At 73.2% G+C, this 25,058-nt stretch carries 28 protein-coding genes; 15 read left to right on the top strand and 13 right to left on the bottom strand.

All coding sequences use genetic code 11. The features are described 5' to 3' along the window. The first annotated feature begins 66 nt into the window (after positions 1-66). The 6 genes from ACQEVB_RS28045 to ACQEVB_RS28020 are packed head-to-tail and all read left to right on the top strand — an operon-like array spanning position 67 to position 9,637. The gene (locus ACQEVB_RS28045; RefSeq protein ID WP_432977386.1) at positions 67-3,282 is read left to right on the top strand and encodes a DUF5107 domain-containing protein; all 3,216 of its coding nucleotides are present in this window, start codon (positions 67-69) and stop codon (positions 3,280-3,282) included. Next, positions 3,279-4,568, top strand: coding sequence for a cellulase-like family protein (locus tag ACQEVB_RS28040; protein WP_432977383.1), 1,290 nt, complete (start codon positions 3,279-3,281; stop codon positions 4,566-4,568). The genes ACQEVB_RS28045 and ACQEVB_RS28040 overlap by 4 nt, the downstream gene beginning before the upstream one ends. Then, positions 4,565-5,842, top strand: coding sequence for an ABC transporter substrate-binding protein (locus ACQEVB_RS28035; protein ID WP_432977380.1), 1,278 nt, complete (start codon positions 4,565-4,567; stop codon positions 5,840-5,842). The genes ACQEVB_RS28040 and ACQEVB_RS28035 overlap by 4 nt, the downstream gene beginning before the upstream one ends. Continuing rightward, complete coding sequence (locus tag ACQEVB_RS28030) at positions 5,839-6,780, top strand: carbohydrate ABC transporter permease (protein WP_432977377.1); 942 nt, start codon at positions 5,839-5,841, stop codon at positions 6,778-6,780. Before ACQEVB_RS28035 ends, ACQEVB_RS28030 begins: the two co-directional genes overlap by 4 nt. Continuing rightward, a complete protein-coding gene (locus ACQEVB_RS28025; protein ID WP_432977374.1) occupies positions 6,777-7,607 on the top strand; it encodes a carbohydrate ABC transporter permease in 831 nt (276 codons plus the stop codon). The genes ACQEVB_RS28030 and ACQEVB_RS28025 overlap by 4 nt, the downstream gene beginning before the upstream one ends. Then, entirely contained in the window at positions 7,604-9,637 is a 2,034-nt protein-coding gene (locus tag ACQEVB_RS28020) for an alpha-galactosidase (RefSeq protein ID WP_432977371.1), read from the top strand. Before ACQEVB_RS28025 ends, ACQEVB_RS28020 begins: the two co-directional genes overlap by 4 nt. 273 nt (positions 9,638-9,910) lie before the next feature. On the opposite strand, the gene ACQEVB_RS28015 is transcribed toward ACQEVB_RS28020, so the two are convergent. Together ACQEVB_RS28015 and ACQEVB_RS28010 are read right to left on the bottom strand one after the other, a co-directional pair. Next, on the bottom strand, positions 9,911-10,273 hold the full coding sequence (locus ACQEVB_RS28015; RefSeq protein ID WP_432977368.1) for a hypothetical protein: 363 nt from the start codon (positions 10,271-10,273) through the stop codon (positions 9,911-9,913). 160 nt (positions 10,274-10,433) lie between these two features. Continuing rightward, entirely contained in the window at positions 10,434-11,633 is a 1,200-nt protein-coding gene (locus ACQEVB_RS28010; RefSeq protein WP_432977365.1) for an AI-2E family transporter, read from the bottom strand. 149 nt (positions 11,634-11,782) lie between these two features. Between ACQEVB_RS28010 and ACQEVB_RS28005 the strand changes: the two genes are divergently transcribed. Next, positions 11,783-12,247 carry an ATP-binding protein gene (locus tag ACQEVB_RS28005; protein ID WP_432977362.1) on the top strand — a complete coding sequence of 155 codons (465 nt, stop codon included), beginning with the start codon at positions 11,783-11,785 and terminating at the stop codon, positions 12,245-12,247. Here the strand turns inward: ACQEVB_RS28005 and ACQEVB_RS28000 are convergent. The 3 genes from ACQEVB_RS28000 to ACQEVB_RS27990 form a co-directional block, all read right to left on the bottom strand. Further along, entirely contained in the window at positions 12,216-13,016 is an 801-nt protein-coding gene (locus ACQEVB_RS28000) for an SDR family NAD(P)-dependent oxidoreductase (RefSeq protein WP_432977359.1), read from the bottom strand. The genes ACQEVB_RS28005 and ACQEVB_RS28000 overlap by 32 nt on opposite strands. A 14-nt stretch (positions 13,017-13,030) precedes the next feature. Beyond that, positions 13,031-14,032, bottom strand: a complete 1,002-nt coding sequence (locus ACQEVB_RS27995) for an SDR family NAD(P)-dependent oxidoreductase (protein WP_432977356.1) — start codon at positions 14,030-14,032, stop codon at positions 13,031-13,033. 70 nt (positions 14,033-14,102) lie between these two features. Continuing rightward, complete coding sequence (locus tag ACQEVB_RS27990) at positions 14,103-14,633, bottom strand: CGNR zinc finger domain-containing protein (protein WP_432977353.1); 531 nt, start codon at positions 14,631-14,633, stop codon at positions 14,103-14,105. Positions 14,634-14,671: 38 nt separating this feature from the next. On the opposite strand from ACQEVB_RS27990, the gene ACQEVB_RS27985 reads away from it, so the two are divergent. Further along, the gene (locus ACQEVB_RS27985) at positions 14,672-15,637 is read left to right on the top strand and encodes an EamA family transporter (protein WP_432977350.1); all 966 of its coding nucleotides are present in this window, start codon (positions 14,672-14,674) and stop codon (positions 15,635-15,637) included. Here ACQEVB_RS27985 and ACQEVB_RS27980 read toward each other — a convergent pair. From ACQEVB_RS27980 to ACQEVB_RS27970, 3 genes are all read right to left on the bottom strand, one after another. Then, entirely contained in the window at positions 15,618-15,980 is a 363-nt protein-coding gene (locus ACQEVB_RS27980; RefSeq protein ID WP_432977347.1) for an MmcQ/YjbR family DNA-binding protein, read from the bottom strand. The two genes, ACQEVB_RS27985 and ACQEVB_RS27980, sit on opposite strands and share 20 nt — an antisense overlap. Positions 15,981-15,984: 4 nt before the next feature. Next, positions 15,985-16,215: a hypothetical protein gene (locus tag ACQEVB_RS27975; RefSeq protein WP_432977344.1), complete on the bottom strand. Its 231-nt coding sequence runs from the start codon at positions 16,213-16,215 to the stop codon at positions 15,985-15,987. Between the two features lie 67 nt (positions 16,216-16,282). Then, positions 16,283-16,756, bottom strand: a complete 474-nt coding sequence (locus ACQEVB_RS27970; RefSeq protein WP_432977341.1) for a DUF6314 family protein — start codon at positions 16,754-16,756, stop codon at positions 16,283-16,285. On the opposite strand from ACQEVB_RS27970, the gene ACQEVB_RS27965 reads away from it, so the two are divergent. The 3 genes from ACQEVB_RS27965 to ACQEVB_RS27955 are packed head-to-tail and all read left to right on the top strand — an operon-like array spanning position 16,755 to position 18,627. Then, positions 16,755-17,369 carry an energy-coupling factor transporter transmembrane component T family protein gene (locus ACQEVB_RS27965; protein WP_432977338.1) on the top strand — a complete coding sequence of 205 codons (615 nt, stop codon included), beginning with the start codon at positions 16,755-16,757 and terminating at the stop codon, positions 17,367-17,369. The genes ACQEVB_RS27970 and ACQEVB_RS27965 overlap by 2 nt on opposite strands. 11 nt (positions 17,370-17,380) lie before the next feature. Beyond that, positions 17,381-17,938 carry a biotin transporter BioY gene (locus tag ACQEVB_RS27960; protein WP_432977335.1) on the top strand — a complete coding sequence of 186 codons (558 nt, stop codon included), beginning with the start codon at positions 17,381-17,383 and terminating at the stop codon, positions 17,936-17,938. Beyond that, positions 17,935-18,627, top strand: a complete 693-nt coding sequence (locus ACQEVB_RS27955) for an energy-coupling factor ABC transporter ATP-binding protein (RefSeq protein ID WP_432977332.1) — start codon at positions 17,935-17,937, stop codon at positions 18,625-18,627. Before ACQEVB_RS27960 ends, ACQEVB_RS27955 begins: the two co-directional genes overlap by 4 nt. Before the next feature lie 62 nt (positions 18,628-18,689). Here ACQEVB_RS27955 and ACQEVB_RS27950 read toward each other — a convergent pair whose 3' ends face one another. Continuing rightward, a complete protein-coding gene (locus tag ACQEVB_RS27950; RefSeq protein ID WP_432977329.1) occupies positions 18,690-18,878 on the bottom strand; it encodes a hypothetical protein in 189 nt (62 codons plus the stop codon). Positions 18,879-19,002: 124 nt separating this feature from the next. On the opposite strand from ACQEVB_RS27950, the gene ACQEVB_RS27945 reads away from it, so the two are divergent. Both ACQEVB_RS27945 and ACQEVB_RS27940 read left to right on the top strand, forming a co-directional pair. Then, positions 19,003-19,920, top strand: coding sequence for an NAD(+)/NADH kinase (locus ACQEVB_RS27945; RefSeq protein ID WP_432977327.1), 918 nt, complete (start codon positions 19,003-19,005; stop codon positions 19,918-19,920). An 86-nt stretch (positions 19,921-20,006) separates the two neighbouring features. Then, on the top strand, positions 20,007-20,543 hold the full coding sequence (locus ACQEVB_RS27940; RefSeq protein WP_432977325.1) for a DUF3558 family protein: 537 nt from the start codon (positions 20,007-20,009) through the stop codon (positions 20,541-20,543). Here ACQEVB_RS27940 and ACQEVB_RS27935 read toward each other — a convergent pair. Both ACQEVB_RS27935 and ACQEVB_RS27930 read right to left on the bottom strand, forming a co-directional pair. Next, positions 20,521-21,876, bottom strand: coding sequence for an NtaA/DmoA family FMN-dependent monooxygenase (locus ACQEVB_RS27935; protein WP_432977322.1), 1,356 nt, complete (start codon positions 21,874-21,876; stop codon positions 20,521-20,523). The two genes, ACQEVB_RS27940 and ACQEVB_RS27935, sit on opposite strands and share 23 nt — an antisense overlap. Then, positions 21,873-23,060, bottom strand: a complete 1,188-nt coding sequence (locus tag ACQEVB_RS27930; RefSeq protein WP_432977319.1) for an LLM class flavin-dependent oxidoreductase — start codon at positions 23,058-23,060, stop codon at positions 21,873-21,875. The genes ACQEVB_RS27935 and ACQEVB_RS27930 overlap by 4 nt, the downstream gene beginning before the upstream one ends. 95 nt (positions 23,061-23,155) lie before the next feature. Between ACQEVB_RS27930 and ACQEVB_RS27925 the strand changes: the two genes are divergently transcribed. Then, positions 23,156-23,500 (top strand): DUF3140 domain-containing protein, encoded by a 345-nt coding sequence (locus ACQEVB_RS27925; RefSeq protein WP_432977316.1) that lies wholly within the window; start codon positions 23,156-23,158, stop codon positions 23,498-23,500. Here ACQEVB_RS27925 and ACQEVB_RS27920 read toward each other — a convergent pair. Then, the gene (locus ACQEVB_RS27920) at positions 23,489-24,376 is read right to left on the bottom strand and encodes an NAD(P)H-binding protein (protein WP_432977313.1); all 888 of its coding nucleotides are present in this window, start codon (positions 24,374-24,376) and stop codon (positions 23,489-23,491) included. The two genes, ACQEVB_RS27925 and ACQEVB_RS27920, sit on opposite strands and share 12 nt — an antisense overlap. Before the next feature lie 72 nt (positions 24,377-24,448). Between ACQEVB_RS27920 and ACQEVB_RS27915 the strand changes: the two genes are divergently transcribed. Beyond that, the gene (locus ACQEVB_RS27915) at positions 24,449-24,637 is read left to right on the top strand and encodes a DUF2795 domain-containing protein (protein ID WP_432977310.1); all 189 of its coding nucleotides are present in this window, start codon (positions 24,449-24,451) and stop codon (positions 24,635-24,637) included. 54 nt (positions 24,638-24,691) lie between these two features. On the opposite strand, the gene ACQEVB_RS27910 is transcribed toward ACQEVB_RS27915, so the two are convergent. Further along, a complete protein-coding gene (locus ACQEVB_RS27910; protein WP_432977307.1) occupies positions 24,692-24,880 on the bottom strand; it encodes a hypothetical protein in 189 nt (62 codons plus the stop codon). Positions 24,881-25,058: the final 178 nt, after the last annotated feature.

Raw genomic sequence — 25,058 nt, 5'->3', positions numbered from 1 at the left:
AATCGTCCAGGCATCTCGGTCGATTCACCCATGGGTCGCAGCGCCGGGCCCTCGTAGCGTCGCCGCATGTTCGACCTACCGCCCCGACCGGCCGACCAGCCGGTCGACGGCGTCGCCGCCTGGCACGAGCCCGTGACGATCGACAGCTACCTGCCGGAACTGCCCGACCGCTACCCCGCCTACCTGGACCGCCGGGTGTACCAGGGGTCGTCGGGGCGGGTGTACCCGCTGCCGTTCCACGACCGGATCAGCGCCGAGCAGCGGCCCGTCGAGTGGGCGGCGGTGCACCTGGAGAACCGCTGGCTGCGGGTGATGGTGCTGCCCGAGCTGGGCGGGCGCATCCACGTCGGCCACGACCGCACGAGCGGCTACGACTTCTTCTACCGCAACCCGGTGATCAAGCCGGCGCTCGTCGGGCTCGCCGGGCCGTGGATCGCCGGCGGGGTGGAGCTGAACTGGCCGCAGCACCACCGGCCGGCCACCTTCCTGCCGACGGACGTGGAGATCGAGCGCGAGCCCGACGGCGCCGTGACGGTCTGGTGCTCCGACCACGACCCGTTCACCCGCATGAAGGGCATGCACGGGGTGCGGCTGCACCCCGACCGCGCGGTCCTGGAGCTGCGAGTGCGGCTGTACAACCGCAGCGAGCTGCCGCAGACGTTCCTGTGGTGGGCCAACGTCGCCGCCCGCGTCGACGAGCACTACCAGTCGTTCTTCCCCCGCGACGTGCGGCTCGTCGCCGACCACGCCCGGCGCGCGGTCACCGCGTTCCCCGCCGCGGACCGCCCCTACTACGGCGTCGACTACCCGGCCCGGCGTGCCGACGGTGGGGACCGGCTGGACTGGTACCGCAACATCCCCGTCCCGACGTCGTACATGTGCATCGGGAGCCGGGAGGGCTTCTTCGGCGGGTACGACCACGCGGCACGGGCCGGGTTCGTGCACGTCGCCGACCGCAGGGTGGCCGTCGGGAAGAAGCAGTGGACGTGGGGCAACGCGCCGTTCGGGCACGCCTGGGACCGCAACCTCGCCGACGACGGCGCGCACTACGTCGAGCTGATGGCCGGGGTGTTCACCGACAACCAGCCCGACTTCGCGCACATCGCGCCCGGCGAGACGAAGGTGTTCTCGCAGGTCTGGTACCCGATCCAGGAGATCGGGCCGGTGCAGGCGGCCACCGTTGACGCGGCGGTGCGGGTGGCCGGCGCCGAGATCGGCGTGGCCGTCACCGCGCCGCGGGCGGGCTGCACGATCCGCGCCGTCGACGCGGCGGGCACGGTCACGGAGTTGGTCGCCGACGTCGCGCCCGGCCGGCCGTACCTCACGACGCTGCCGACGGTCCCGGTGCGCCTGCAGGTGCGCCACGCCGGCGTCGACCTGGTGACCTGGGACGCCGAGGTGCCGGCCGCCGCGGAGGTCGTCCCGGCGCGGGAGCCGGCCGCGCCCGACGACGTCGACTCCGTGGAGGAGCTGGCGGTGATCGCGGCCCACCTGCAGCAGTACCGGCACGCCACCCGCTCTCCGGAGCCGTACTGGCGCGAGGCGTTGCGGCGGGATCCCGGGCACGTCGCGAGCAACGTCGGGCTGGCCGACCGGGCCTACCGCCGCGGCGACCTGGCGGGCGCAGAAGGGCTGCTGCGCGCCGCGCTCGCCCGCCTGACCAGCCTGAACGCCAACCCGGCCGACACGACCGCCCTGTACCTGCTGGGCCTCGTGCTGGAACGGACCGGGCGGGCGGAGGAGGCATACGACCGGTTCGCCGCCGCCTCCTGGACGCGGCCGTGGCGCGCCGCAGCCGGCTACCGCATGGCGCGTCTGGACGCCGCGGCCGGCCGGGACGCGGAGGCGCTGCACCGCATCGCCGACGTGCTGCGGACGGAGCCCGAGCACCTGCAGGCCCGGGCCCTGGAGACGGTGCTGCGCCGCCGGGCCGGGCAGGAGGCCACGGCCGACCCGGCGCTCGATCCGCTCGACGCGTGGTCGCGCGACCTCGCCGGGCTGTCCCCGTCCGCTGATGCCCAGACCTGCCTCGACGTCGCCATCGAGTACGCGGGGATCGACGAGACCGCCGCCGCCCTGCGCGTGCTGGACCTCGCCGCGGAACGGGAGCCGCACCGCGCGGTCGGGCAGACCGCGGCCGGTCCGCTGATCGCCTACCACCGGGCCGCGCTCACCGGTGAACGTGCCGACCCCGGCGACACCACCTGGTGCTTCCCCGGCCGGCTGGACGACGCGCTCGCGCTGGAGGCGGCGGTCGCCGCCAACCCGTCCGATGCCGTCGCGTGGGGGTTGCTCGGGCACTGGCGCTACGCCGCGGGGCGGCCGGACGACGCCCTCGCCGCCTGGCGGGCGAGCGTCGCGCTCGATCCGTCGGATCCGGTGGTGTGGCGCAACCTCGGCCTGGCCGCGCACAACCACCTGGGCGATGCCGCGGCGGCGCGGGACGCCTACGACCGGGCACTCGCCGTCGCCGGGCCGGACGCCCGGTTGCTGATCGAGAGCGATCGCCTCGACGCCCGACGCGGGGTGCCCCCGGCGCAGCGGCTGGAGCGCTTGCTCGCCGCCCGGGGCCTGGTCGAGACCCGCGACGACGCGACCGTGGCGCTCGCCGACCTCCTGCTCACCGCAGGCCGGACGGACGACGCGCGGGCGCTGCTGCTCGGCCGCACCTTCCAGCCGTGGGAGGGCGGCGAGGGCGAGGTGCTGCGCGTCTGGGACCGGCTGTGCCGGCTCACCCGTGACCCGGCCGCCGCCCTCGCACCGCCGCCGTCGCTCGGGGAGGCCCGCCACCCGCTGGCCGCCACCGCCGCACTGCACCTCCTCCTCGGCGACGTGCACGCGGAGGCCGGCGATCACCCCTCCGCGGAGGACGCGTGGGAGCGGGCCGCCGCCGACCGCGGCGACTTCCTGTCGATGAGCACCCAGCCGTTCTCCGAGGCCACGTTCTCCGCGGTGCTGGCCCTGCGCCGGCTCGGCCGCAGCGCGGAGGCGGGCGAGCTGACGGAAGCCCTGCGCGGCTTCGTCGACCAGCTCGCCGGCACCCCGGCCGTCGTCGACTACTTCGCGACCTCGCTGCCGTCGATGCTGCTGTTCACCGAGGACCCGGCGGAGGTGCAGCGCCGCCGCGTGCTGTTCCTGCGTGCCCAGCTCGACGTGCTCGACGGAACGCCCGACCGCGCCCGCACGCGGCTCGCCGACCTGCTCGACCTCGACCCGCACCACACCGACGCCCTCGACCTCGCCGCCGACCTCGCCACCCGTGACCTGCTGGAGGTGCAATGACGCCCGCTCCCGACAAGCTCGTCATCTCGCTGTGGGACTTCTCCTGGTACGTCCGCACCGGCCCGGGGGAACCGTTCGCCGATCTCGACGCCGCGTTCGCGCAGGCCGTGGAGCGCGGCTACAACACGGTGCGGATCTGCGCGATGCCGTTCCTGCTGTTCGGTTCCGGCCTGGACACCTCGGCGCTGCGGCTCGGCCCGCTCGGCGGGGCGTACGGGCAGGGTCTGCGCTGGTACGACGTCAAGGCGGAGACGACCATCGACGCGCGGGCGCACCTGCTCGCGTTCTTCCGGGCAGCGCAGCAGCACGACGTGCGCGTGATCGTCTCGTCGTGGGAGTACCAGCAGAGTTCCGCGTTCGCGGCCACCTCCGACTGGTGGGACACCCTCCGCGCGGTGCCGCCGGCGGAGCGGCCGGACCGCCTCGCCGACGCCCACGCCGACCTGATGGACCTGCTCGTCGCCGAAGGGCTCGCCGACGTCGTCGCCTACACCGAGCTCCACAACGAGGTGCAGTACGGGCACCTCACCGAGGGGCAGCCGGCCGGCGCCGACCCGGTCGTGGAGCTGGGTCCGGCGCTGGAGAAGGCGGTCGAGCGGTTCCGCACCCGCCACCCCGGCCGGCCGATCACCGTCAACTACGGCGGGGTGCCGCACGCGAGCATGCGCGGCATCCCCACCAACCTCGACGTGCTCGCCGTCCACCCCTACGTGTACGGGGTGCTGGGCGCGCTCATCGAGGAGTTCGGGCTGCGCCGGCCCGTCGACGAGTTCCCGCAGAACGCCGCCGCGGCCATCCTGCGGCCGGGCGCGCCGCCCGCAGCGGAGTGGACGGTGCCGGACGAGCACCGGTGGCGGATGCAGGCCACGATCATCCGGCAGGCCGAGGTGTACGTGCACGACTGGACCGACCCGGCCGCGTTCGACCGCTGGCTCTACGACCACTACGGCGAGCACCGCGTCGCGATGGCGGACAAGCTGCGCACGTGGCTGGAGGTCGCCGCGGACTGGGCCGCCGCCCACGGGGTCCCGCTCGTGCTCGGCGAGGGCTGGGTCGGCTACACGCCGCTGCGCGGCCAGTTCGAGGAAGGGCCGGTGGGGGCGGAGATCTGCCGCTTCGCCGTCCGCGAGGCGGCCCGCCTGGGCGCGTGGGGCACCGTCGTCTGCTCCAACGCCGCACCTCAGCACCCGATGTGGGACGACATCGCACTCCAGCGCGAATGCAGCGCCATCTTCACCGCTCTGTTCACCGACGCGCCAACGACGGCGCTCAGGAGGTCGTCATGAACGTCTCGCGCCGCCGGTTCCTGATCGGCTCGGCCGCCCTCGGAGCGGTCCCGCTGCTGGCGAGCTGCGTCGGCTCGGGCGCGGACGCCGGCTCGTCCGCCGGCACGGCCACCACGCTCACGTTGCAGTCGTCGATCCAGGACACCGGCCCGAAGGCCGCGCTGGAGCAGGTCGTGAGCGGGTTCACCGGTCCGAAGGTCACGCTCAACTCGGTGGCGACCGAGCAGTTCCGCGCCCAGCTCTCGACGTACCTGTCCAGCTCGACCCCGCCCGACGTGCTGGCCTGGTACGCCGGGTCGGTCGCCAACACCTACGCCAAGCAGGGGCTCCTGCTCGACGTCTCGGACCTGTGGGCCCCGGGTGGGGCCTGCGCCAACTTCTCTCCTGCCCTGCGCGCGCTCTCCACGTCCGCCGACGGCAAGGCGATCTTCGTGCCGACCAGCTACTACTGGTGGTCGATCTTCTACCGCAAGTCCGCCTTCCAGCAGTGGGGCATCCAGCCGCCGACGACGTGGGACGGCTTCATCGCGCTCTGCGACCAGCTGAAGGCCCGCGGCATCCACCCGCTCACCAACGGCATCGGCTCGACGGCCTGGATGACGTCGGGCTGGTTCGACTACCTGGACCTGCGCATCAACGGCGCCACCTACCACCGCGAGCTGCTGGCCGGGAAGCACTCCTTCGAGGACAAGCAGGTCGCCGACGTCCTCGACCAGTACAAGCGGCTCATCCCGTACTTCCACCCCAACCAGACGTCGTGGGACGCCCAGCAGGCCGTGCAGCCCATGGTCAACAACGAGGCCGCCATGTACCTCGTGGGCGCGTTCTGCACCCAGTACTTCCCGAAGGACCAGCAGGACGACCTGGACTTCTTCTCCGTGCCGCCCATCAACACCGGCGTGCCGAGCGCCGAGGAGGCGCCGACCGACGGGTTCTTCGCCGCGGCCGGCAGCAAGAACCCCGAGGGCGCCAAGCAGCTGCTGTCCTACCTCGCCTCGGCGGCGGCGCAGCAGTCGTACATCCAGAAGTCCGGCTCGTCGAACATGCCGACCTCCCCCGATGTCGACACGTCCACGTTCAGCCCGCTGGTGCAGAAGGGCATCAAGCTGCTGAACGACACGAAGGAGATCACCCAGTTCTTCAACCGCGACTCCTCCGACGCGCTGCAGACCACCGCCGACGCCGCGCTCACCAAGTTCCTCGCCGACCCGTCGGACATCGGCGCGACGCAGCGGAGCTGGCAGGCGGCGGCCAAGCAGGTCTTCACGTCATGACCGCCGCGACGGTCACCCGGCCCGACCGGGCGCCGGTCACCGACCCGCCGCAGCGGCGCCGGCGCGGGGTGCTCGCCAGGGTTCCGGTGCTGGTGTGGGTGTTCCTGGCGGTGCCGCTGGCCGTCGAGCTGTACTGGGTGTTCTGGCCGGCGCTCAACAGCTTCTCGCTGTCGTTCACCAGCTGGAAGGGCGTCGGGGCGGCGCAGCCGGTCGGGCTCGCCAACTACGAGCGGCTGTTCGCCGACCCGGTCTTCGGGATCGCACTGACCAACAACGTGATCTGGGTGGTCGGGTTCGGCGGGTTGTCGGTGATCGGCGGGCTCGGCCTGGCGGTCGCGCTCAACCGGCCCGGTCGCGCCGTCGGCTTCTACCGCAGCGCGATCTACCTGCCGATGGTCGTCTCGCTGGCCGTCACCGGGCTGTTCTGGCGCGTCATGTACCAGCCCGACGGACCGATCGACGCCGGCCTGCACGGCCTCGGGCTGGGGGAGTGGTCACGCCCGTGGCTCGCTGACCCGGACACCGCCCTGTACGCGGTGCTCGTCGCGGCCGTGTGGCGGCAGGTCGGCTACATCATGGTGCTCTACCTGGCCGGGTTGAAGGGCTGCGACCCGACGCTGGAGGAGGCGGCCGCCGTCGACGGCGCGAACGCCTGGCAGCGGTTCTGGCGGGTGGTGATGCCGCAGCTGCGCGGGGTCAACACGGTGGTCTTCGCGGTCACGGTGATCGACTCGCTGCGCACGTTCGACATCGTGTGGGCGATGACCCGCGGCGGCCCGTACAACATGACGCAGCTGCTCTCGACCTACATGTTCCAGCAGGGGTTCACGCTGGTGAACCTCGGTTACGGGTCGGCGATCGCCGTGGTGATCTTCCTGCTGGCGATCGCGTTCATCATCACCTACCTGGTGCGGCAGTCCCGGGAGGATGCCTCGTGAGCGTGATCAACAAGCCGCGGTCCGGGTGGTTCCACGCGATCATGGTGCCGTTCACGCTGCTGTGGCTCGCGCCGATCGTGTTCGTGGTGCTGGTGGCCGTCCGCAGCTTCGACGACATCGCCGCGCGGGGCCTGGGTGCGCTGCCCGCGTCGTTCACGCTGGACGGCTTCGCGACGGCGTTCGGCTCGGGACGGGTGGCGGGCGCGCTGGTCAACAGCGCGATCGTCACGGTGGCGACGGTGACCGCGTCGCTGGCGCTCGCTGCGGTGGCGGCGTTCGCGCTGGCCCGGTTCCGCATCCCGTTCCGCCGCACGGTCCTGCTGCTCATGCTCGCCGGCAACCTGCTGCCGCCGCAGATCCTGCTGATCCCGGTCTCGCGGATCACGCAGGCGATGGGCATCTACGACACCCTGCTGGCGGTCGTGGTGGTGCAGGTCGGGTTCGGGATGGGCTTCTACACGTTCGTGCTGCACGGGTTCATGCGCTCGATGCCGGCGGAGGTCTTCGAGGCGGCGGTGCTCGACGGCGCGGGTCCGGCGCGCACGTTCTGGAGCGTCGTGCTGCCGCTGTGCCGGCCCGCGCTGGCCGCGCTGGCGGCACTGGCCACGACCTGGATCTTCAACGACCTGATCTGGGCGATGACGGTGCTGCGCACGGAGGCCAAGTTCCCGATCACGGCGGCGCTGCTGAACCTGCAGGGCGGGTTCTCCAGCTCGTGGAACGTGATCGCCTCGGGGTCGCTGGTGGCCGCGGTACCGACGGCGATCGTGTTCTTCCTGTTCCAGAAGCAGTTCGTGTCCGGGCTGCTGGTGGGGTCGAACAAGTGAGCCACGTGCTGCGGACGGCCCGCTCGGTGTACGTCGTCGGCGCGTCGGAGTACGGGCCGGTGCTGCAGCACTGGGGCGACCCCGAGCGCTGGCCGCGCATCCCGTCGACGCGGCGGGCGTCCTTCGAGACCGCCGCCGACGTGGCCCCGCTGGAGTTCGCCGCCGGCGGCACCCGGCACACGCAGACCGCCGAGCTGCTGGTTCAGGGACCGGCGAACGGTGTAGACGGAGCGTTGCTGCAGCTGCGCTCGATGGACGGCGACGAGCACGCCCTGCACGTGTCGCTCGTCGACGAGCGGACCGGGGTCGAGGTCGACCTGCACTGGCGCACCGCACCCGACCACGACGTCGTCGAGCGCTGGGCGGTGGTCCGCTCCACCCGGCACGAGGTGGCGCTGCCCCGCGCGTTCGGGGCCGGCTGGAACATGCCGGTCGGGCCCGGTGCGCGGGTGTCCGAGCTGGTGGGGACGTGGTCGCGGGAGTTCTCGCCGGTCGAGGTGGACCTGCCGGCGGGGCAGCTGCGGCTGGGCAGCCGGCAGGGCATCACCTCGCACGAGTACGCGCCGGTGGTGGCGCTGCGCTCGCGCAACGGGGAGACCGAGGCGTACGGGGTCGCGCTCGTGTGGAGCGGTTCGTGGCGGATGCAGGTCGACGCCGTCCCGTTCCGCGAGGTCGTGCGGGTGAGCGCCGGCGTCGACGACGAGACCACGGTGATCGCTCTGGCGCCGGGGGAGGAGTTCGAGACCCCGCACCTGCTCGGCACGTGGAGCCCGTCCGGCACCGCCGGTCTGGCCCGCGCCTGGCACGCCTACCAGCGGCAGGTCCTGCTGCGCCCGGTCGGTCCGCCGCCCGTCGTGTACAACTCCTGGTACGCCACCGGGTTCGACGTGCGCGTGGACCACCAGCTCGCGCTCGCCGACGTCGCGGCGGACCTCGGCGCCGAGGTCTTCGTCGTCGACGACGGCTGGTTCGTCGGGCGCACGAGCGACCGGGCCGGTCTCGGCGACTGGCACGTCGACCCCGAGAAGTTCCCCGACGGCCTGGAACCGCTGGTCACCGGTGTGCTGGAGCGCGGGATGCGGTTCGGGCTGTGGATCGAGCCGGAGTCGGTGAACCCGGACAGCGACCTGTACCGGGCGCACCCGGACTGGGTCTACCGAGCCGGCGACCGCCCGTTGACGACGATGCGCAACCAGTACGTCCTCGACCTCGGGCGGCCCGAGGTGAAGGCCTGGGCGGCGGCAACACTGCGCCGCCTGCTCACCCGGTACCCGATCACGTACCTGAAGTGGGACATGAACCGTGCCGTCACCGACGGCGGGCGGCCCGGCGACCCGCACAGCCGGGAGTGGAGCGTCGCCCACACCCGCGCCTACCACCGGCTCCTGGACCTGCTGCGGGACGAGTTCCCGCACGTCACCGTGGAGGCGTGCGCCGGCGGCGGCGGGCGGGTCGACAACGCCGTGCTCGCCCGCTGCGACGTGGTGTGGCCGAGCGACGAGACCGGCCCGCGCGACCGGCTCGCGATCCAGCACGGCTTCCTGTCCGTGTACCCGCCGTCCGTGATGAGCTCGTGGGTCACCGACGAGCCGGACCGGCTCGACACCGCGCCGACCAGCCTGGAGTTCCGGTTCGTCGTCGCCATGGCCGGGGTGCTCGGGATCGGCGCCGACGTCCTGGCCTGGGACGCGAAGACCCGCGACCGCGCCCGCGAACTGGTGGCCCGCTACCGCGAGCTGCGCCCGGTGCTCCTCGGCGGCGAGGTGACGCGGCACGGCGCACCGGGCGACCCGTGGTGCGCGGTCCAGTACGCCTTGGCTGACCGCATCGTGGCGCTCGTCTGGGCCCGCCCGGACGCCGGTGGCGTGCGCCTGCGGTTGGCCGGGCTCCAGCCGGGCGCGACGTACCGCCTCCACGACGGGCGGACCGTCACCGGCGCCACCCTCGCCGTCAGCGGGCTGGACGTGCCGTTCGCGCTGGCCCCGGACTGCGACGTCGTCGTGGTGGACCGTGTCCCCGCTGACGGTTGAGTTCGACGCGCGGCACGGCGGCCGCTGGACCTCCCTGCGCACCCCGACGCGGGAGTGGCTGTGGCACAACCCGCCGCTCGCCGCGGCCCGGGCCGGGGTGCGACCGGGCGCGGCGTTCGTCGACGCGGGTGGCGGGGAGGAATGCTTCCCCACGGTCCGCGGCACCCCTGACCACGGTGACGTGTGGACGCGCCCATGGGAGGGAGGCGCGGTCCGCACGGGCGAGCTGGCCCTTCGCCGGGAGGTGCGCGGCGCCGACCCCGTCACCGTGACCTACGCGATCACCGGGCCGCCCGGCTCCCCGTTCGTCCACGCCGTCCACCTGTTGCTCGACGTGTCGGAGAAGGCCCGGCTGGAGGCTTCGGCCACCACCGCGCACCTGCTCGACGGGCCTGGCGGGGCGGTGACGTGGCCGTCCGGGCTCGACGCGCTCGGCCCCGACGACGGCACGGCGGTGGCGGCCGTCCTGCCCGGCTGCGCCGCGGCGACCGTCGTCGACGGGCCCGACGAGCTGCACCTGTCCTGGCGGGTCCACGCAGGCGACGCGGAGTGCTCGCTGCTGCTGTGGCGCAACCTGCGGGGCTGGCCGACCACCGGCCCGTACCGCTCGATCGGGGTGGAACCGTTGCTGGGCACGGCCGCGGACCTGGCCGGCCCCGGCACCCCCGCAAGGCTCCCGCAGAACGGCCACCTGACCTGGGAGCTGACGATCTCCGCAACCTCGCAGAGGGCAGGTGGTCCTCGCAGGAGGTCGAACGTCTGCGACGACGCCTCGACCTCTGCGAGGTGCGGGACACTAGGTTGCGTCGAGCCTCGGGACGACGACCTCCTTCGCGATCAGCAGGACCGCCGCCCCGACCGGCACCGCCACCACCGCGCCGATGACGCCGAGCAGGACGCCGCCAAGGAGCAGCGACACGATCGTGAGCAGCGCCGGCACCTCCACCACCCGACCGACGATGCGGGGCACCAGCACGTAGTCCTCCACCACCCGGTAGACCAGGAAGAACACCGCGGTGGCGATGCCGGTGCCGGGGGAGACGGTGAACGCGACGAGCGAGCAGACGATGCCGGCCACCGACGTGCCGATCACGGGGATGACGTCCAGCAGGGTCACCATGATCGCCAGGAGCAGCGGGAACGGCACCCCGAGCGCGGCCATCCACATGAGCGACGACGTGCCGGCGATCACCGCGCACACCATGATCCCCAGCACGTACGCGCCGACCTTCGCGAACACCTCGTCGGAGATCAGGATGAAGCGGGGTCGCCGCGAGTTGGGCACGGCGCGGTGCAGGCCGCGGCGGATCCGCGGGAAGTCGCCCAGGAAGTACACGAACAGCACGATCACGATCAGCGTGCTGGACAGCACGTTGAAGACGATGGCGCTCGCGCCCAGGAGGCCGTTGAACAGCTCCAGCGCGCCGCCGGTGGCGAGCTGCGTCAGACCCTCCACGACGTGGAAGCGCGCGTCGAGGTCGCGGAACCAGGCGTTGCCGTTCTGGAAGTCCTGCAGGTAGCCCGGAACCTGGGTGACGAACAGCGTCGCCTGCGTCACCAGCTGCGGGATCGCGACGGCCAGGAACCCGCCGAACGCGCCGAGGAGGGTCAGCGCCACGACGGTCACGGCGGCCCAGCGCGGCAGGTGCCGCCGCCCCAGCCAGGCCACCGCCGGCTCCAGCCCGATCGCGAGGAACAGGGCGAGCCCGATCAGCACGAGCACGTCACGGGCGACGATCACCAGCTCGACCGCCAGCGCGGTGACGGCCACACCGGCGGCACCCGCCATGCCGATGACGAACGGTGAGCGTCGGTTAAGCGGGCGCCCCGGCTCACCGAGCGGCAGGGCCGGCGAGCTGATCGCCGCGGCGCGGGCCTCCGCCTCGGCGACGACGTCCCGGGCCGCGTCCGGCGCGCCGTCGCGCAGGTCCTCCTGGACGTTCTCCCGCAGCTCGGCTCCGGAACCGTCGCCGTTCCCACCGGGTCGCTCGGCCACCTGGCACCTCCTGCGGTCGTACCGGCCGGGTACCCACCGGGTGCCGTGCCCACCCCGATGATCCGGCCTCTTCGTGACCGTACGCGAGCGTCCCGACACCCTTGCTTGCGCGACGTAACGGTGCACCGCAGTTCGTCGAATGTGGGGGTGTGGAACGAGTCGGATCCCCAGGACCCGGCAACGACGCGCCCCGGCCAGCACCGGCCGGCCTGGAGCGCCGGCTCGGCGGCCCGGAGTCGCTCGCCGAGCTGCGCCGATGGATCCGCACGCACGTCATCGCCGTTCCGGACGTGCTGGCCGACGCCCAGCTGATCTCCACCGAGCTCGCCAGCAACGCGATCGAGCACGCGCCCGGCCCGCGGATCGTGCGGCTGACCGCCACGGCCACGGAGTTCACGGCCGAGGTCGACGATGCGGCACCGGACTCGCCGCTGACCCTCGGCGTCTCCCGGCTCGGCGATCACCGCGGACGCGGTCTGCTGCTCGTCAACGCGCTGGCCCGCTGGGGTGTCCGCCGCACCGCGACCGGCAAGACGGTGTGGGCACCGCCGCGCCCCGCTCTGACCGCTCGGTATCGACTGCTCAGCGTCCCCGCAGCCTGCGACCGGCGCTGAGCACCGGCAGCAGCACCGAACGCGGCGTGAACCGCCCGCCCAACCCCATGATCTTCGGGACGATGCCGGGCACGACCGAGCGCTTGCCCTGCTCGACCCCCGCGATCGCCGCGGCGGCCACCTCTGCCGCGGACACCTGCGCCGGCTCGATCATCACCGCCTGCGCGCCGGCGATGTCGGCCCACTCCGTGGGCACCGGCCCCGGGCACACGACCGTGCACGAGACGCCCGTGCCGCGCAGCTCCTCGTGCACCGACTCGGAGAACGTCTGCACGAACGCCTTCGTCGCCGCGTAGACGGCCATGCCGGGGATCGGCTGGTACCCGGCGATCGACGCCACGTTCATCACCGCACCCTGGCCGGCGGCCACCATCGCCGGCAGCACGGCATGGGTGAGCTCGACGATGGCCAGGACGTTGAGCTCCACCTGGGCGAGCTCGCGCCCGACCGGGAGCTCGTGGAAGGTGCCGGCGGTGCCGAACCCTGCGCAGTTGCACAGCCCGGCAACGGCCCGCGCGCCGGTGCGCAGGTCGGCGGCGAGCGCCGCCCGGTCGATCGGGTCCTCCAGGTCTCGCTCGTGCACGTCCACCTCGACGCCGTGCGCGTCGCGCAGCTCGGTGGCGAGCGAATCGAGGCGGTCGCGCCGGCGCGCCACGATGGCCACGTTGTGCCCGCGGGCGGCGAACCCGCGGGCCAGCTCGGTGCCGATGCCCGACGACGCGCCCGTGACGACGACGTGGGCGTTCGGGTTGGGACGGGGCAGGGACATGGTTGCGCCTCCCGTTACCAGTGGTTGCCGTTGGTGAACTCGACGAAGACCCGCTGTGCCACGGACGCGTCCTGCTCGGCACCCGCGTCGGGGCGACCCTTCGCGGCGGCCGAGTCGGGGAACATCTTGAACCCTCGGTTGCGGACGAAGTCCATGATCTCCGGCGTGATCGAGTCGGCGAACGACGCCACCCGCCCGAACGCCGGGCTGAACCGCCGCGGCCGCGTCACGATCGCGTCGCAGACCACCGCGCCGGCCTCCTCCGGGGTGAGGGTGGGGAAGTTGTCGTAGAGGGTGGTCGGCGCGATCATCGGCGTGCGAACCAACGGCATGTGCACGGTGGTGAACCGCACGCCCTCGTCCTGCGTCTCGGCCTGGAACGCGTCGGAGAGCGTGTCCAGCGCCGCCTTGGACGCGATGTACGCGCCGAACCGCGGCACCTTCGTCTGCACCCCGATCGAGGAGATGTTCACGACCTGCCCGAACCGGCGTTCCCGCATGCCGGGTAGCAGGCCCAGCATCAGCCGCAGCGGCGCGAAGTAGTTGAGCTGCATCGTGCGCTCGAAGTCGTGGAAGCGCTCGTACGAGAGCGCGAGCGAGCGGCGGATGGACCGGCCCGCGTTGTTGACCAGCACGTCGACGCGCCCGTGCTGCTCGAGCACCGCGGCCACGAGTGCGTCGATCGCGTCCATGTCGGTGAGGTCGCACGGATGCACGTGCGCGGTGCCGCCCGCGGCCTCGACCTCCGCCGCTGTCGCGCGCAGCTTCTCCTCACCGCGGGCGACCAGCACGACGGTGCCACCGGCAGCGCCGATCCGCACCGCCGTCGCGTGCCCGATCCCCGACGACGCTCCGGTGATCAGCACGATCCGCCCGCGGACCGCCTCTTCCAGTGAGCCGCCGCGCAGCATCCGCGCGACTGCGTGCGGGGTGTGCGCCGCCGGTCGGGTGAGCGCCTTGTTCACGGCCTGGACGGGCCCGCGAGCCGCCGCGACGATCTTGCTGAGCGGGTTCATCAGCAGTTCCCTCCGCGAACGTGGATCGGCCGTTCGGACCATAGTCCCGTGGCGGTCCCGTCGGGGGGAGTCAGCTGCGCCGTGCCCGGTAGGCCGCGACGGCGACGCGGTTGCCGCAGGTCACGCTGCAGAATCGCTTCGATCGGTTGCGCGAGAGGTCGAGCACGACGCCCTCGCACGTGTCGTCGGCGCAGATGGAGAGGCGGCTCAGCTCGTCGGCGCGCACGACGTCGATCATCGCCATCGCCGTCTCCACGGCCAGTCGCTCCGCGAACGGAGCGTCGTCGTCGCTCGCGTGGATGTGGTAGTCCAGGTCGTCGTGGCGGACCAGCCGCGGTACCGCCCGGTGCTCGGCGAGCATCGCGTTGACCAGCGCGGCCGTGGTGTCGCGGTCGCTGGTGAGCAACCGCCGCAGCGGCGCGCGGAGTGCCCGCACCGCGGCGAGGTCGTCGGCGCCGGAGGGCCGGCGGCCGGAGTAGCGGTGCTCGGTGAAGAACGTGTCGAGCTCGGCGAGCGTGGTGAGCGTGTCGGGTGGCTCCGCGGAGTTGACCAGCGCGACGGCTGCGACGAGCGTCGAGTTGATGTCATGGGCGAAAACCACGTTGACAGCTTACCGCGCTGTCCATAGCGTCATGAGCCATGAGCGCCATGACTCATGACAACGCGCAGGACGTGACCCGCCGGACGATCGGAGGGTTCGGCCTGGCCCTGGTGTCGGCGGTGTCGTTCGCGCTCTCCGGCCCGATCGGCCGCGGGCTGCTCGACGCCGGCTGGAGCCCAGCTGCCGCCGTCGCCGCGCGGGTGCTGGTCGGGGGCGCGGCGCTCGTGCCGCCGGCCCTCGTGGTGCTGCGCGGGCGGTGGCCCGTCCTGCGCCGGTCCCTGCCCGTCGTGTTGCTGTACGGGCTGGTCCCGGTCGCGGGCACCCAGTTCGCCTACTTCACCGCGATCCGCTACCTGCCCGTCGGGATCGCGCTGCTGGTCGAGTTCACCTCGCCCATCGCCGTAGTGGTGTGGCTGTGGCTGCGGCACGCGCAACGGCCGACGGGCCTGACCGTCGCCGGGGCGCTGCTGGGCATGACGGGCCTCGTCCTGGTGCTCGACCTCGGCGCGGGCACGTTGAGCGGGATCGGCATCGCGTGGGCGCTGCTCGCCATGCTCGGCGCGGCCACCTACTTCGTGCTCTCGGCCCGCGTCGACGCCGAGCTGCCCGGCGTGGTGCTCGCCGCCGCCGGGTTGCTCGTCGGCGGGGTCGGCCTGCTGGTCACCGGAGCCGTCGGGTTGCTGCCGCTGGCCACGTCGGCCGCGGACGTCGCGCTCGGCGGCGTCACGATGGCGTGGTGGGTGCCCATGCTGACCCTCGGCCTGGTCACCGCGGCGCTGTCCTACGCCACCGGGATCGGCGCAGCGCGACGACTGGGCGCGCGCCTGGCGTCGTTCTGCGGGCTGACGGAGCTCGTGGCCGCGCTCGTGCTGGCGTGGCTCCTGCTCGCCGAGGTGCCGCGCCCGATGCAGATCGCGGGTGCGGTGCTGGTGCTGGCCGGGGTTGCGGCGGTGCGGCTGGGTGAACGCGTTCCCGGCGAGGAGCTCACCTCGCCCGTGGCCTGAGCGGCGGCAGCTCCGCGGCCAGCCGCTGCGGCGCCACCAGCAGGTACGCCTCGTGGACGTGTTCGGTGACCTGCTGCCAGTCCGGGTCGCCGTCGAGCCGGATCCCGATCCAGGCGCGCCCGCCGAACCGGGGTTCGAAGTACCGGTCCCGTTCGGTCGCCAGCAGGGCTTCTCGCGCGCCCGGCGGGGCCGGGCACCAGAGGTCGGGCCGCTGGTGGAAGCGCTCGGTGTACGTGGCGAACGCGCGTCGACGGACGGTCCACGACGGCTCGCCGTGGTTCAGCCGCTCGTCGACCTCGGGCAGTGCTGTGCAGATGTCGCGCAGCCGGTCGAGCGCTGTCATCAGGTCAGGCGGGGCGCCCCGCGGCGAGGAGCGCGGCGATGCGGGCGCGCGCCCGGTCGCGGGATGCGGGTGCGGGATCGAGCACCGGGCCCAGTCGGCCGAGGGCGTCGACGAGGCGCAGCGCCAGGTCGGCCCGGTCACCGGCGGCGGGGTCACTGGCGGCGGGGTCACTGGCGGGGCGCTGCCCGGGAACCGTCGCGTGTGCCGTCCCGGTTCGCTCGATCGTCGTGCGCACCCCGTGACCACCTCTCGCTCGCTCCGGCCATCTCACCCCGTCCATCGCGATTACCCGGCGCAGCGCTTCAGTAACCCTCGGAGAGCACCCGATCGAGTGAGGGCCGGGTGTAGACCGTGTGGGTCCGGTAGTCCTTGGCCGGCCCGTGCACGTCCATCTCGACGGTGAAGGAGCCGGGCAGCCCGCCGAGGTCGTAGCGGCCGGTGTAGGTGTCGGCCACGCAGAGGTGCACGTCCGTGCTGACCTGGGCGGCCTGCAGGCGGTGCAGCACCCGACCGGTGGTGCCGTCCTCCACGAAGCAGACGTGGATCTCCGCGCCGGCGAGCACGTAGCGGTACTCGCGCCACGCGGCGCCCCGGTGCCCGCCGGCGAGGTGCAGCTCGCCGTCCTCGCGGTAGTGCAACAGCTCCGCGGACACGGGGGAGAAGACGGCGGTGCCGGTGAACGTGCCGATGCCCGGTTCGAACGCGCGGCGCAGGCGCCACTGCCCGACGAGGTGGGCGAACGCCTGCGCCGCGGCGTGCGAGACTTCGGCGGCCATGCTGAGCATCTACCACGACGCGCGCACGCCGGTCCATGCGCTGCCGGCGTGGCTGAAGCTGGCGTGCCTGCTCGGTGCCGGGATCGGCCTCTTCCTCGTCACCGACCCGTGGGTGCTGGGCGGGTTCCTGCTGGCCGTCGCGGTCGGGTTCGTCGTCGCCCGCGTGCCGGCGCGCCTCGCCGCCCGCCAGATCGGCATCGCGCTGCCGTTCCTCGCGATCATCCTGGTGGTGCAGGTCCTCGTCGGCGGCTGGCTGGCCGCGCTGGTGGTCGGCCTGCGCATCCTGACGCTGCTCGCGCTGGCCGGGTTGGTCACGCTCACCACCCGAGCGGACGCCCTGATCGCCGTCGTGGAGGCCGCGCTGGCGCCGCTGCGGCCGCTGGGCGTGCGCCCCGAACGCGTCGGCATGGTCGTGCTGATGACGATCCGGTTCGTGCCGGTGCTGCGCGAGCACGCCGACGGGGTCCGCGCGGCGCAGCGCGCCCGTGGGGTGGAACGCAGCATCGTGTTCCTCACCCCATTGCTGGTCAAGACGTTGCGCACGGCGGACGGTCTCGCTCAGGCTCTCGACGCGCGCGGCGTCGATCCGGGTCGCGCGCCTCGACAGCGGTGACGGGAGACGGCGTGCGCACTCGGGATCTCGCCTACGTGGCGGTCTTCGCGGCGATCATGGTGGTGCTGGGGCTGTTCCCGCCGATCGCGGTGCCGTTCCTCCCCGTGCCGGTCACGGCGCAGTCGTTGGGCGTGATGCTCGCCGGCTCCATCATCGGCGCGCGTCGAGGTGCGCTCGCGATGTTGGTGGTCGTGCTGATGGCCGCCGTGGGGCTGCCCGTGCTGGCCGGCGGCCGGGGCGGCATCGGCGTCCTGCTGGGCCCGACCGGCGGCTACATCATCGGCTGGGTGGTCGGCGCGTTCGTCGTCGGCCTGATCACCGAACGGGTGTGGCACCGCTACCACCTGGGCTGGGCCGTGCTCGCCAACGTCGTCGGCGGCATCGGCGTCGTCTACGCGTTCGGCATCCCGTGGACGGCCGTCGTGTCCGGGCTGCCGCTGCTGCCCGTCGCGGCCGCCTCGGCGGTGTTCCTGCTCGGTGACCTGGTGAAGGTCGCGATCGCGGCGGTCGCCGCCGTATCGGTGCGCCGCGCCTACCCGGTGATCGAGGCGGCACCGCAACGCGCATGATCGAGGTGCGCGGGGTCGACCTGCACTACGACGGCCGGCCCGTCCTGCACGGCGTCGACGTCACGTTGAGCGAGCGGCGGATCGCCGTGATCGGCGCGAACGGTTCCGGCAAGTCGACGTTCGCCCGCCTGCTCAACGGGCTGCTGCTGCCCACAGCGGGCACGGTCACCGTCGACGGGCACGACACCCGCCGGGCCGGCCGCGTGGTGCGCCGCCGGGTCGGGTTCGTGTTCCAGGACCCCGACCTGCAGATCGTCATGCCCACGGTCGCCGAGGACGTCGCGTTCGGGCTGAAGCACCAGGGCGTGCCCAGGGCGGAGATCGCCGAGCGGGTGGCGGCGACGCTGGACCGGTTCGGGTTGTCGGAGCTGGCCGATCGCCCGGCCCACCTGCTCTCCGGCGGGGAGAAGCAGCTGCTCGCCATCGCGTCCGTGACGGTGCTCGAGCCGGCGTGCATCGTGTTCGACGAGCCGACGACCTCACTGGACCTGCGCAACCGGCGTCGCACCTGGGCGGTGATCGCGGCGCTGCCGCAGCAGGCCGTCGTGGTCACGCACGACCTCGACGCCATCGCCGGCTTCGACCGCGCGCTGCTCTTCGACGGCGGCCGGATCGTGGTGGACGGGCCGCCGGCGGTCGCTGTGCAGGAGTACCTGGCGCTGCTCGACGCGCTGCCCGACTGCGGGTGACCCCACGCCGACGAGCGGGTGCACCACCTCGGCACACCCGCTCGCGGGGAGCGTGCCGGTTGTTACGTCCAGTCGGTGCTGTTGGTGCCGACGCCGGTCACCCGCGTTCCGCCGCCGGTGTCGCCCGGGTCGGTCACCCGCGTGCCGTCCCCCGTCGTCGGCACCGCAAGCGCCGCCGTCGAGACCGTGCCGGTCAACGCGGCCCCCACCAGCAGTGCGGCAACGACCGCCTGCGCCATGCGCTTCATCATCGTGGCCCCCTTTGTGTATCCGACCGGGCTCGAAACCCGGACGGTCAAGCACACCACGAACGGGTCGCGCAGGATCCCGGCTGCGAAGATCCTTGAACTGTGCGGGCCGGGCAGACTGGGTGACGTGCCGTCGAAGATCCTGGGACTCGTCCTGCACCCCACCCGCACCCCCGACGACTCGCTCGCCACGCTCCGCAGCTGGAGCGCCGGACACGGCGTGGAGCTCGTGGCGAGGAGCGTCGACGCCGACCGGGCGGGCTGTCGCGGACTGCCGGACGCCGAGTTCGCCGCCACCGTCGACGCGGTCGTGAGCCTCGGGGGCGACGGCACGATGCTCGGGGCGCTGCGCCTGCTGGCCGACCGCCCGGCCCCGGTCATCGGCGTCAACCACGGCCACCTGGGCTTCCTCGTCGACATCCAGCCCGCCGAGCTGCCGGACGCGCTGGACCGGATCACCAGCGGCGCGTTCGCGCTGGAGCTGCGGCACGCCCTGCGCGTGCGGATCGGGGACGGCCCCAGCGCCGTTGCGTTCAACGACGTCGTGGTGAGCCGGTCGCCCGGCCGCTCCGCCGTCGCGGTGGACCTGTCGGTGAGCGGCGACCGGTACGGCTACTACCGCGCCGACGCCGTCGTCGTCGCCACCTCGACGGGCTCGACCGCGTACAGCTACGCAGCCGGCGGGCCGGTGGTGTCGCCGTCCGCCCCGGTGGTGCTGATGACGCCGGTCGCGCCGATGGCCGGGATCAGCCGGTCGCTCGTGCTGGGCGACACCGAACCCGTCGGGCTCGCGGTCACCGACCCGGCACGCATCGAGATCGACGGGGTCGCCGCCGTCGAGCCCGTCCGCGACACCGTGGTGCACGTCGAGCTGCAGCGCGACGCCGGCCAGGTGGTGCGGCTCGACGCCGCCCGCTACGGCGCCCGCAGCCGGGTCGCGCTGAGCCTGCTCGACCTCCCGCTGCGCCCCGACCAGCTTCTGGAACTGGTGCCGCCGCAGATGCGGGCGCTCCGCGACGCGGAGCGGAAGTCCGGCCCTCTTTAGGTAGCGCACTACTCGTGCCTGACCGACGTGCCAGGTCGACGATCACTGCGGGTTAACGAAACCGCACCTCGACCGAGTGGACGTCCATGACCTCGCCTGCCCCGACCCTGCGCGTCCTCCTGTTGGGTTCGCTCGTCTCGGCCGCGCTGCTGACCGGCTGCGGCACCTCCGTCACGAACGGCACCGCGATCCCGGTCGGGGCAGCCGCACCGGCCGGCGCCCCGAGCGGCGGCGGCAGCGCCGGCAAGGCACCCATCGACGTGTGCTCGTTCTTCACCGACGCGGAGGTCAAGAAGCTCATCGAGTCCGCGCCGCGCGGCCGCGCGACCAAGCTCGACGACGGCGGCACCTGCATGTGGGAGGACCCCCAGAACGCCTTCTCGCTCACGGTCGAGGTCGGCCAGACCGACACGGCCATCAACGGGACGCTCCCCGAGTGGGATCCCTCGCTCGGCCCCGAGCGGAACCTCCCCAACGGGATGCGCGACATCAACGGCGCGGTCGAGTTCGTCTGCGGTGGCAACCGGCTGTGCAGCGTGCAGGTCGCCACCAACAGCGGCCAGCACGACGTCGACGCCGCGGTGGCGTTGGTGCCGAAGATCAGGTCGAAGGTCGGCGGATAGCGTCGAGGCCCAGGTGCTCGCGCAGGGTCGTGCCGGTGTACTCGGAGCGGAACGCCCCGCGCTCCTGCAGCAGCGGCACCACCCGGTCGGCGAACTCGTCCAGGCCGCCCGGCGTGATGTGCGGGACCAGGATGAACCCGTCGCTGGCCCGGGCCTGCACGAACTCGTCGAGCGTGTCGGCGACCTGCGCCGGCGTGCCGATGAAGTTCTGCCGGCCCGTCATCTCGATGACGACCTCGCGCAGCGAGAGGTTCTTCGCCGCGGCCAGCTCGCGCCACTGCCGGGCCGTCGCGACCGGGTCGCGGTACATCCGCACGCTGGCGCGACCCTTCGCGATCGTGTTCTCCCCGACGATCGGGTCCTCGGCCGGCAACGGCCCGTCCGGGTCGCGGTCGGACAGGTCGCGGTTCCACAGCTGCTCGGCGAACTTGATCGCCGTCTGGCCGCTGACCTGCTGGCGGCGGACGTGATCAGCCCGCTCCTGCGCCTCAGCGTCGGTGTCGCCGAGCACGAACGTCGCAGCCGGAAGGATCTTGAGCGAGTCCGGGGAGCGGCCGTACTTCGCGAGGCGGCCCTTCACGTCGGCGTAGAACTCGCGGCCGGCGTCGAGCGTGCCGTGCCGGGTGAAGATGGCGTCGGCGGTGGACGCGGCGAACTCGCGACCCTCCTCCGAGTCGCCTGCCTGGAAGATCACGGGCCGTCCCTGCGGGCTGCGCGGCACCGAGAACCGGCCGGAGATGTCGAACTCCGACGACGAGACGGCGAAGCGGCCGGCGTCGGGATCGGCCAGGAACGTGCCCGACTCGGGATCGGCGACGATCTCGTCGCCGCGCCACGAGTCGAACAGCGTGAACGCCGCGTCCAGGAACTCCTTGGCCCGTACGTAGCGGCGGTCCTGCGGCAGGAAGCCGCCGCGCCGGAAGTTCTCCCCGGTGAACGCGTCCCAGCTGGTCACGACGTTCCAGGCGGCGCGTCCGGCCGACAGGTGGTCGAGCGAGGCGAACTGCCGCGCCACCTCCACGGGCTCGTTGAACGTCGAGTTGATCGTGCCGGCCAGCCCGAGCCGCTCGGTGACCGCGGCCAGCGCGGCGAGCACGGTGAACGTGTCGGGGCGGCCCATCACGTCGAGGTCGTAGATGAGCCCGTTCTGCTCCCGCAGCCGCAGGCCCTCGGCCAGGAACAGGAAGTCGAACTTGGCCCGTTCCGCGGTCTGCGCGAGGTGGGCGAACGAGGAGAACTCGATGTGGCTGCCCGCCGCCGGGTCGCTCCACACCGTGGTGTTGTTGACCCCGGGGAAGTGGGCGGCCAGGTGCATCTGCCTGCGGTCGCTCATCGCGCGCCTCCGGTCGTGGCGTAGCGGTTGGCCGGACGGTCCATGCCGAGCAGCCCGCGCAGCGTGCCCGCCCACCCATCGGGGTAGGTGGTGCGGAAGGCGCCCCGGCGCTGCAGCTCGGGCACCAGGCCGCGGCTGATCGCAGGTAGGTCGTCGGCGATCGTGGCCGGTCGCAGCCGGGCGCCCGCCAGTCCCGCCCGGCGCCACTCCAGCAGCACGTCGGCGAGCCCCGCAGGCGTGCCTGCGAAGACCAGCGCGTCGCTCGTCAACGGTTCGCCGGCGAGCTCGTCGAGGCGGCCGAGGCGGTCGGCGGCAGCGCCGGCGTCGTCGTCGAGCACGACCAGCACGTCGCCGAGCACGGGCAGCGGCTCGCCGGCCCGCCCGGCAGCGTCCTGCGCAGCTCGGATCTCGCCGAGGATGGCGGCGATGTCGCCGGTGGCGTGCGGGGTGACGAACCCGAGGTCGGCACTGCTGCCCACCAGCTCGAACGCGACGTCGCGGTGGGCGAGCGCGGCGACGACCGGTTGCCCCTGCGGCGGTCGCGGCGTGATCGACGGGCCGCGCACGGCGAAGTGCGGGCCGGAGAAGTCGATGTAGTGCAGGCGGTCGCGGTCGACGAACTGCCCGGTGGCGGCGTCGCGGATCTCCGCGTCGTCCTCCCAGGAGTCCCAGAGCCGGCGCACCACCTCGACCCAGTCGGCGGCCTCGGCGAACAGGTCGGCGATCTGGAGCACCGGTCGGCGGCCGACCAGGGCGGCCTCGTCGGCCCGTCCCGAGACCTGCACGCGGACGCCGGCCCGGCCGCCGCTGACGAAGTCCAGCGTCGCGATGGCCTTCGACAGGTGGAACGGCTCGGTGTGCGTCGTGACGGCCGTCGGCACGATGCTGACGTGCGGCACGATCGGTGCCACCCGGGCCGCCACCAGCACCGCGTCGAGCCGTCCGCGGACCCGGTCGGTGCGCTCACCCGGGTCCTGACCGCCGTCGGCCTGCAGGCCCAGGGAGTCCTCGATCGTGACGAGGTCGACCAGGCCGCGCTCGGCCTCGCGGACGACGTCGACCCAGTACCCGGCGGTCAGCAGATCCCGCGGGCGGGCGCCGGGCGCCCGCCACGAACCGGGATGCCAGCCGGTGCCGTCCAGCGCGATCGCCAGCCGCAGCCCGTCAGGACTCGGGTCGTCCACCGGTCAGCTCCCTCCGTCGCCTCCTCCGGTCAAGCCCGCACGGGCCCGCGGCATTCCCGCGCATGCCACGCCGGCCGAGCGGGTAGGCCGCAGCCATGGCCGAACACGTCGACGACGAGCTCTGGAACGAGTTCCACCGCGTGGTGAACATGACCTCCCGCGAGCTGCGGGAATGGCTGGAGACCGACGACGCGCACGAGGACAGCGAGCCCGCGGTCGGTCCGATCGGCACCCCGACCGGCCGGGCCACCCTCGCGGTGCTGGGCAAGCGCCGTGGCGACCTCACGGCCGACGACGTGGCGGTGATGCGCCGCGTCGTCGACCGGGTGCACGCCGAACGCGGGGTGGACATGGAACCCACCGCCGGGCAGGCGCACTGGCGCCGCAAGCTCATGCGGATCGGGCACGACCCGCTCAAGCCAGTGGGCTCACGCCGCTAGCAGCGGCCGCAGGGTCGTGAACGCCCACGCGCTGAGCGGCGTGGGGGTGGTGGTGACGTACTCGCGGGGCACGGCGGGTTCGCGGTCCCGCGTGCCCGCCGTCATCCCGACGATGCCCTCGATGACGGCCTCCGGGCGGCCCGCGGCGCGCATCTGTTCCCGCACGTCGTCGTCGGAGACCTCGACGTAGCGGACCGGACGACCCAGCGCCTCGCTCAGGATCGCCGCGACCTCGGCGAAGCTGAGGTCCTGCGGGCCCTGCACCCCCTGCACGTGCCGGCCCGACCAGCTGCTGGAGAGCAGCCGCGCCGCGGCGACCTCGCCGATGTCGCGCGGATCCACCCAGGGGATCCGCTCGTCGGGCCGGCGCTGCCCGCTGATCCGGCCGTCGCGCAGCCCGTCGAGGTCGAACAGCAGGTTGGTGAAGAAGTAGCCGCAGCGCAGGTGCGTGACGTCGGCACCCGTGGCGTCGAGCGCCATCTCGATGGCGGCGAGGCCGTCGATGTTGCCGGCGCCGTGGCGCAGCTCGGCGCCGCCGCTGGACAGGAACACGTTGCGGCCGATCTCGTTCGCCTCGACGGCGGCGGCCGCGGCGGCGCCGAACGCGGTGGACGCGGCGATCGGGTCGGGCGCCGACTCGCCGACGCCGTCGAGCCAGAACGCGGCGTCGACCCCCTTCGTGGAGGAGCGGACCGACTCGGTATCGGCCAGATCGACGGTGCGGACCTCAGCGGCGGCGCGGAGGCCGGGATCGAGCCGGTCGGGATCGCGGACGAGCAGCACGGGCCGGGTGCCGGCCTGGACGAGGAGCTGCGCCACGCGCGATCCGACATGGCCGGTGGGTGCGGTCACGGCGATCGTGTGGTGGTTCGTCATGGGCCCGACGGTAGGACCGACCCCCGACAGTTCCGGTCGTGTGCCGCGGGCCGCGCCGGGGTACGCCCCGGCATGGCCACCACCGCGCGGACGATCGTGCTGCAGTACCTGACCGGCTCCTTCCCGGCCCGCCTGGACGAGCTCGTCGCGCGCGCCCGCGCCGAGGGCGCCGACGAGCAGACGATCGCGCTGGTCGCCGCTCTGGAGGACCGCACGTACGACTCGGCGATGGACGTGCGGGAGGCGCTGGAGCATCCCTGACCGGGCTCGACCGGGTGGCCACCGTTCGGCAGGTCCCGGCGGGCGCGCTGACGGCTACCCGGTCAGGGCCGCGACGAGCGAGGCGGTCAGAGCCACCAGCACCGTGAACGCGGCGAGCAGCGTCGCCATCGGGCGGACGAGGTCGGGCTGGGCGTCGTCGCCGAGCCAGTGATCGAGGTCGTATCCGGGTCGCTCGGTCGTGGTGAGCGGTCCGGCGATGACGTGGGGAGCGTTCGCGGACATGCCGGGGAGCGTAAGGAGAGGTTGCGCCCCCCACGCGCCGTTCGCGCTGTGTGGTCGACGGGCGTCTGCGACCGGCCCGAACGGGTGGCGAACAGGCGCAGTCGTTGCACTGAGTGGCCGAGCGCAAATCCCGTTGCCGCGACGCGGCCGGCCTGGTCTGGTGGTGCAGCAACCGACG

The organism is Pseudonocardia sp. CA-107938 (genome assembly GCF_050936315.1).
Taxonomy (GTDB): Bacteria; Actinomycetota; Actinomycetes; order Mycobacteriales; family Pseudonocardiaceae; genus Pseudonocardia.
Note: the sequence above shows the minus strand (reverse complement) of the source record. Positions and strands in the feature narration are given on the sequence as shown.

What these genes read in the sequence shown, in the direction of transcription:
- ACQEVB_RS28045 (WP_432977386.1), top strand. Translation starts at nt 67, where the DNA reads ATGTTCGACCTACCGCCCCGACCGGCCGACCAGCCGGTCGACGGCGTC.
- ACQEVB_RS28040 (WP_432977383.1), top strand. Translation starts at nt 3,279, where the DNA reads ATGACGCCCGCTCCCGACAAGCTCGTCATCTCGCTGTGGGACTTCTCC.
- ACQEVB_RS28035 (WP_432977380.1), top strand. Translation starts at nt 4,565, where the DNA reads ATGAACGTCTCGCGCCGCCGGTTCCTGATCGGCTCGGCCGCCCTCGGA.
- ACQEVB_RS28030 (WP_432977377.1), top strand. Translation starts at nt 5,839, where the DNA reads ATGACCGCCGCGACGGTCACCCGGCCCGACCGGGCGCCGGTCACCGAC.
- ACQEVB_RS28000 (WP_432977359.1), bottom strand. Translation starts at nt 13,016, where the DNA reads ATGTCCCTGCCCCGTCCCAACCCGAACGCCCACGTCGTCGTCACGGGC.
- ACQEVB_RS27995 (WP_432977356.1), bottom strand. Translation starts at nt 14,032, where the DNA reads ATGAACCCGCTCAGCAAGATCGTCGCGGCGGCTCGCGGGCCCGTCCAG.
- ACQEVB_RS27985 (WP_432977350.1), top strand. Translation starts at nt 14,672, where the DNA reads ATGAGCGCCATGACTCATGACAACGCGCAGGACGTGACCCGCCGGACG.
- ACQEVB_RS27980 (WP_432977347.1), bottom strand. Translation starts at nt 15,980, where the DNA reads ATGACAGCGCTCGACCGGCTGCGCGACATCTGCACAGCACTGCCCGAG.
- ACQEVB_RS27965 (WP_432977338.1), top strand. Translation starts at nt 16,755, where the DNA reads ATGCTGAGCATCTACCACGACGCGCGCACGCCGGTCCATGCGCTGCCG.
- ACQEVB_RS27970 (WP_432977341.1), bottom strand. Translation starts at nt 16,756, where the DNA reads ATGGCCGCCGAAGTCTCGCACGCCGCGGCGCAGGCGTTCGCCCACCTC.
- ACQEVB_RS27955 (WP_432977332.1), top strand. Translation starts at nt 17,935, where the DNA reads ATGATCGAGGTGCGCGGGGTCGACCTGCACTACGACGGCCGGCCCGTC.
- ACQEVB_RS27950 (WP_432977329.1), bottom strand. Translation starts at nt 18,878, where the DNA reads ATGATGAAGCGCATGGCGCAGGCGGTCGTTGCCGCACTGCTGGTGGGG.
- ACQEVB_RS27940 (WP_432977325.1), top strand. Translation starts at nt 20,007, where the DNA reads ATGACCTCGCCTGCCCCGACCCTGCGCGTCCTCCTGTTGGGTTCGCTC.
- ACQEVB_RS27935 (WP_432977322.1), bottom strand. Translation starts at nt 21,876, where the DNA reads ATGAGCGACCGCAGGCAGATGCACCTGGCCGCCCACTTCCCCGGGGTC.
- ACQEVB_RS27925 (WP_432977316.1), top strand. Translation starts at nt 23,156, where the DNA reads ATGGCCGAACACGTCGACGACGAGCTCTGGAACGAGTTCCACCGCGTG.
- ACQEVB_RS27920 (WP_432977313.1), bottom strand. Translation starts at nt 24,376, where the DNA reads ATGACGAACCACCACACGATCGCCGTGACCGCACCCACCGGCCATGTC.
- ACQEVB_RS27915 (WP_432977310.1), top strand. Translation starts at nt 24,449, where the DNA reads ATGGCCACCACCGCGCGGACGATCGTGCTGCAGTACCTGACCGGCTCC.
- ACQEVB_RS27910 (WP_432977307.1), bottom strand. Translation starts at nt 24,880, where the DNA reads ATGTCCGCGAACGCTCCCCACGTCATCGCCGGACCGCTCACCACGACC.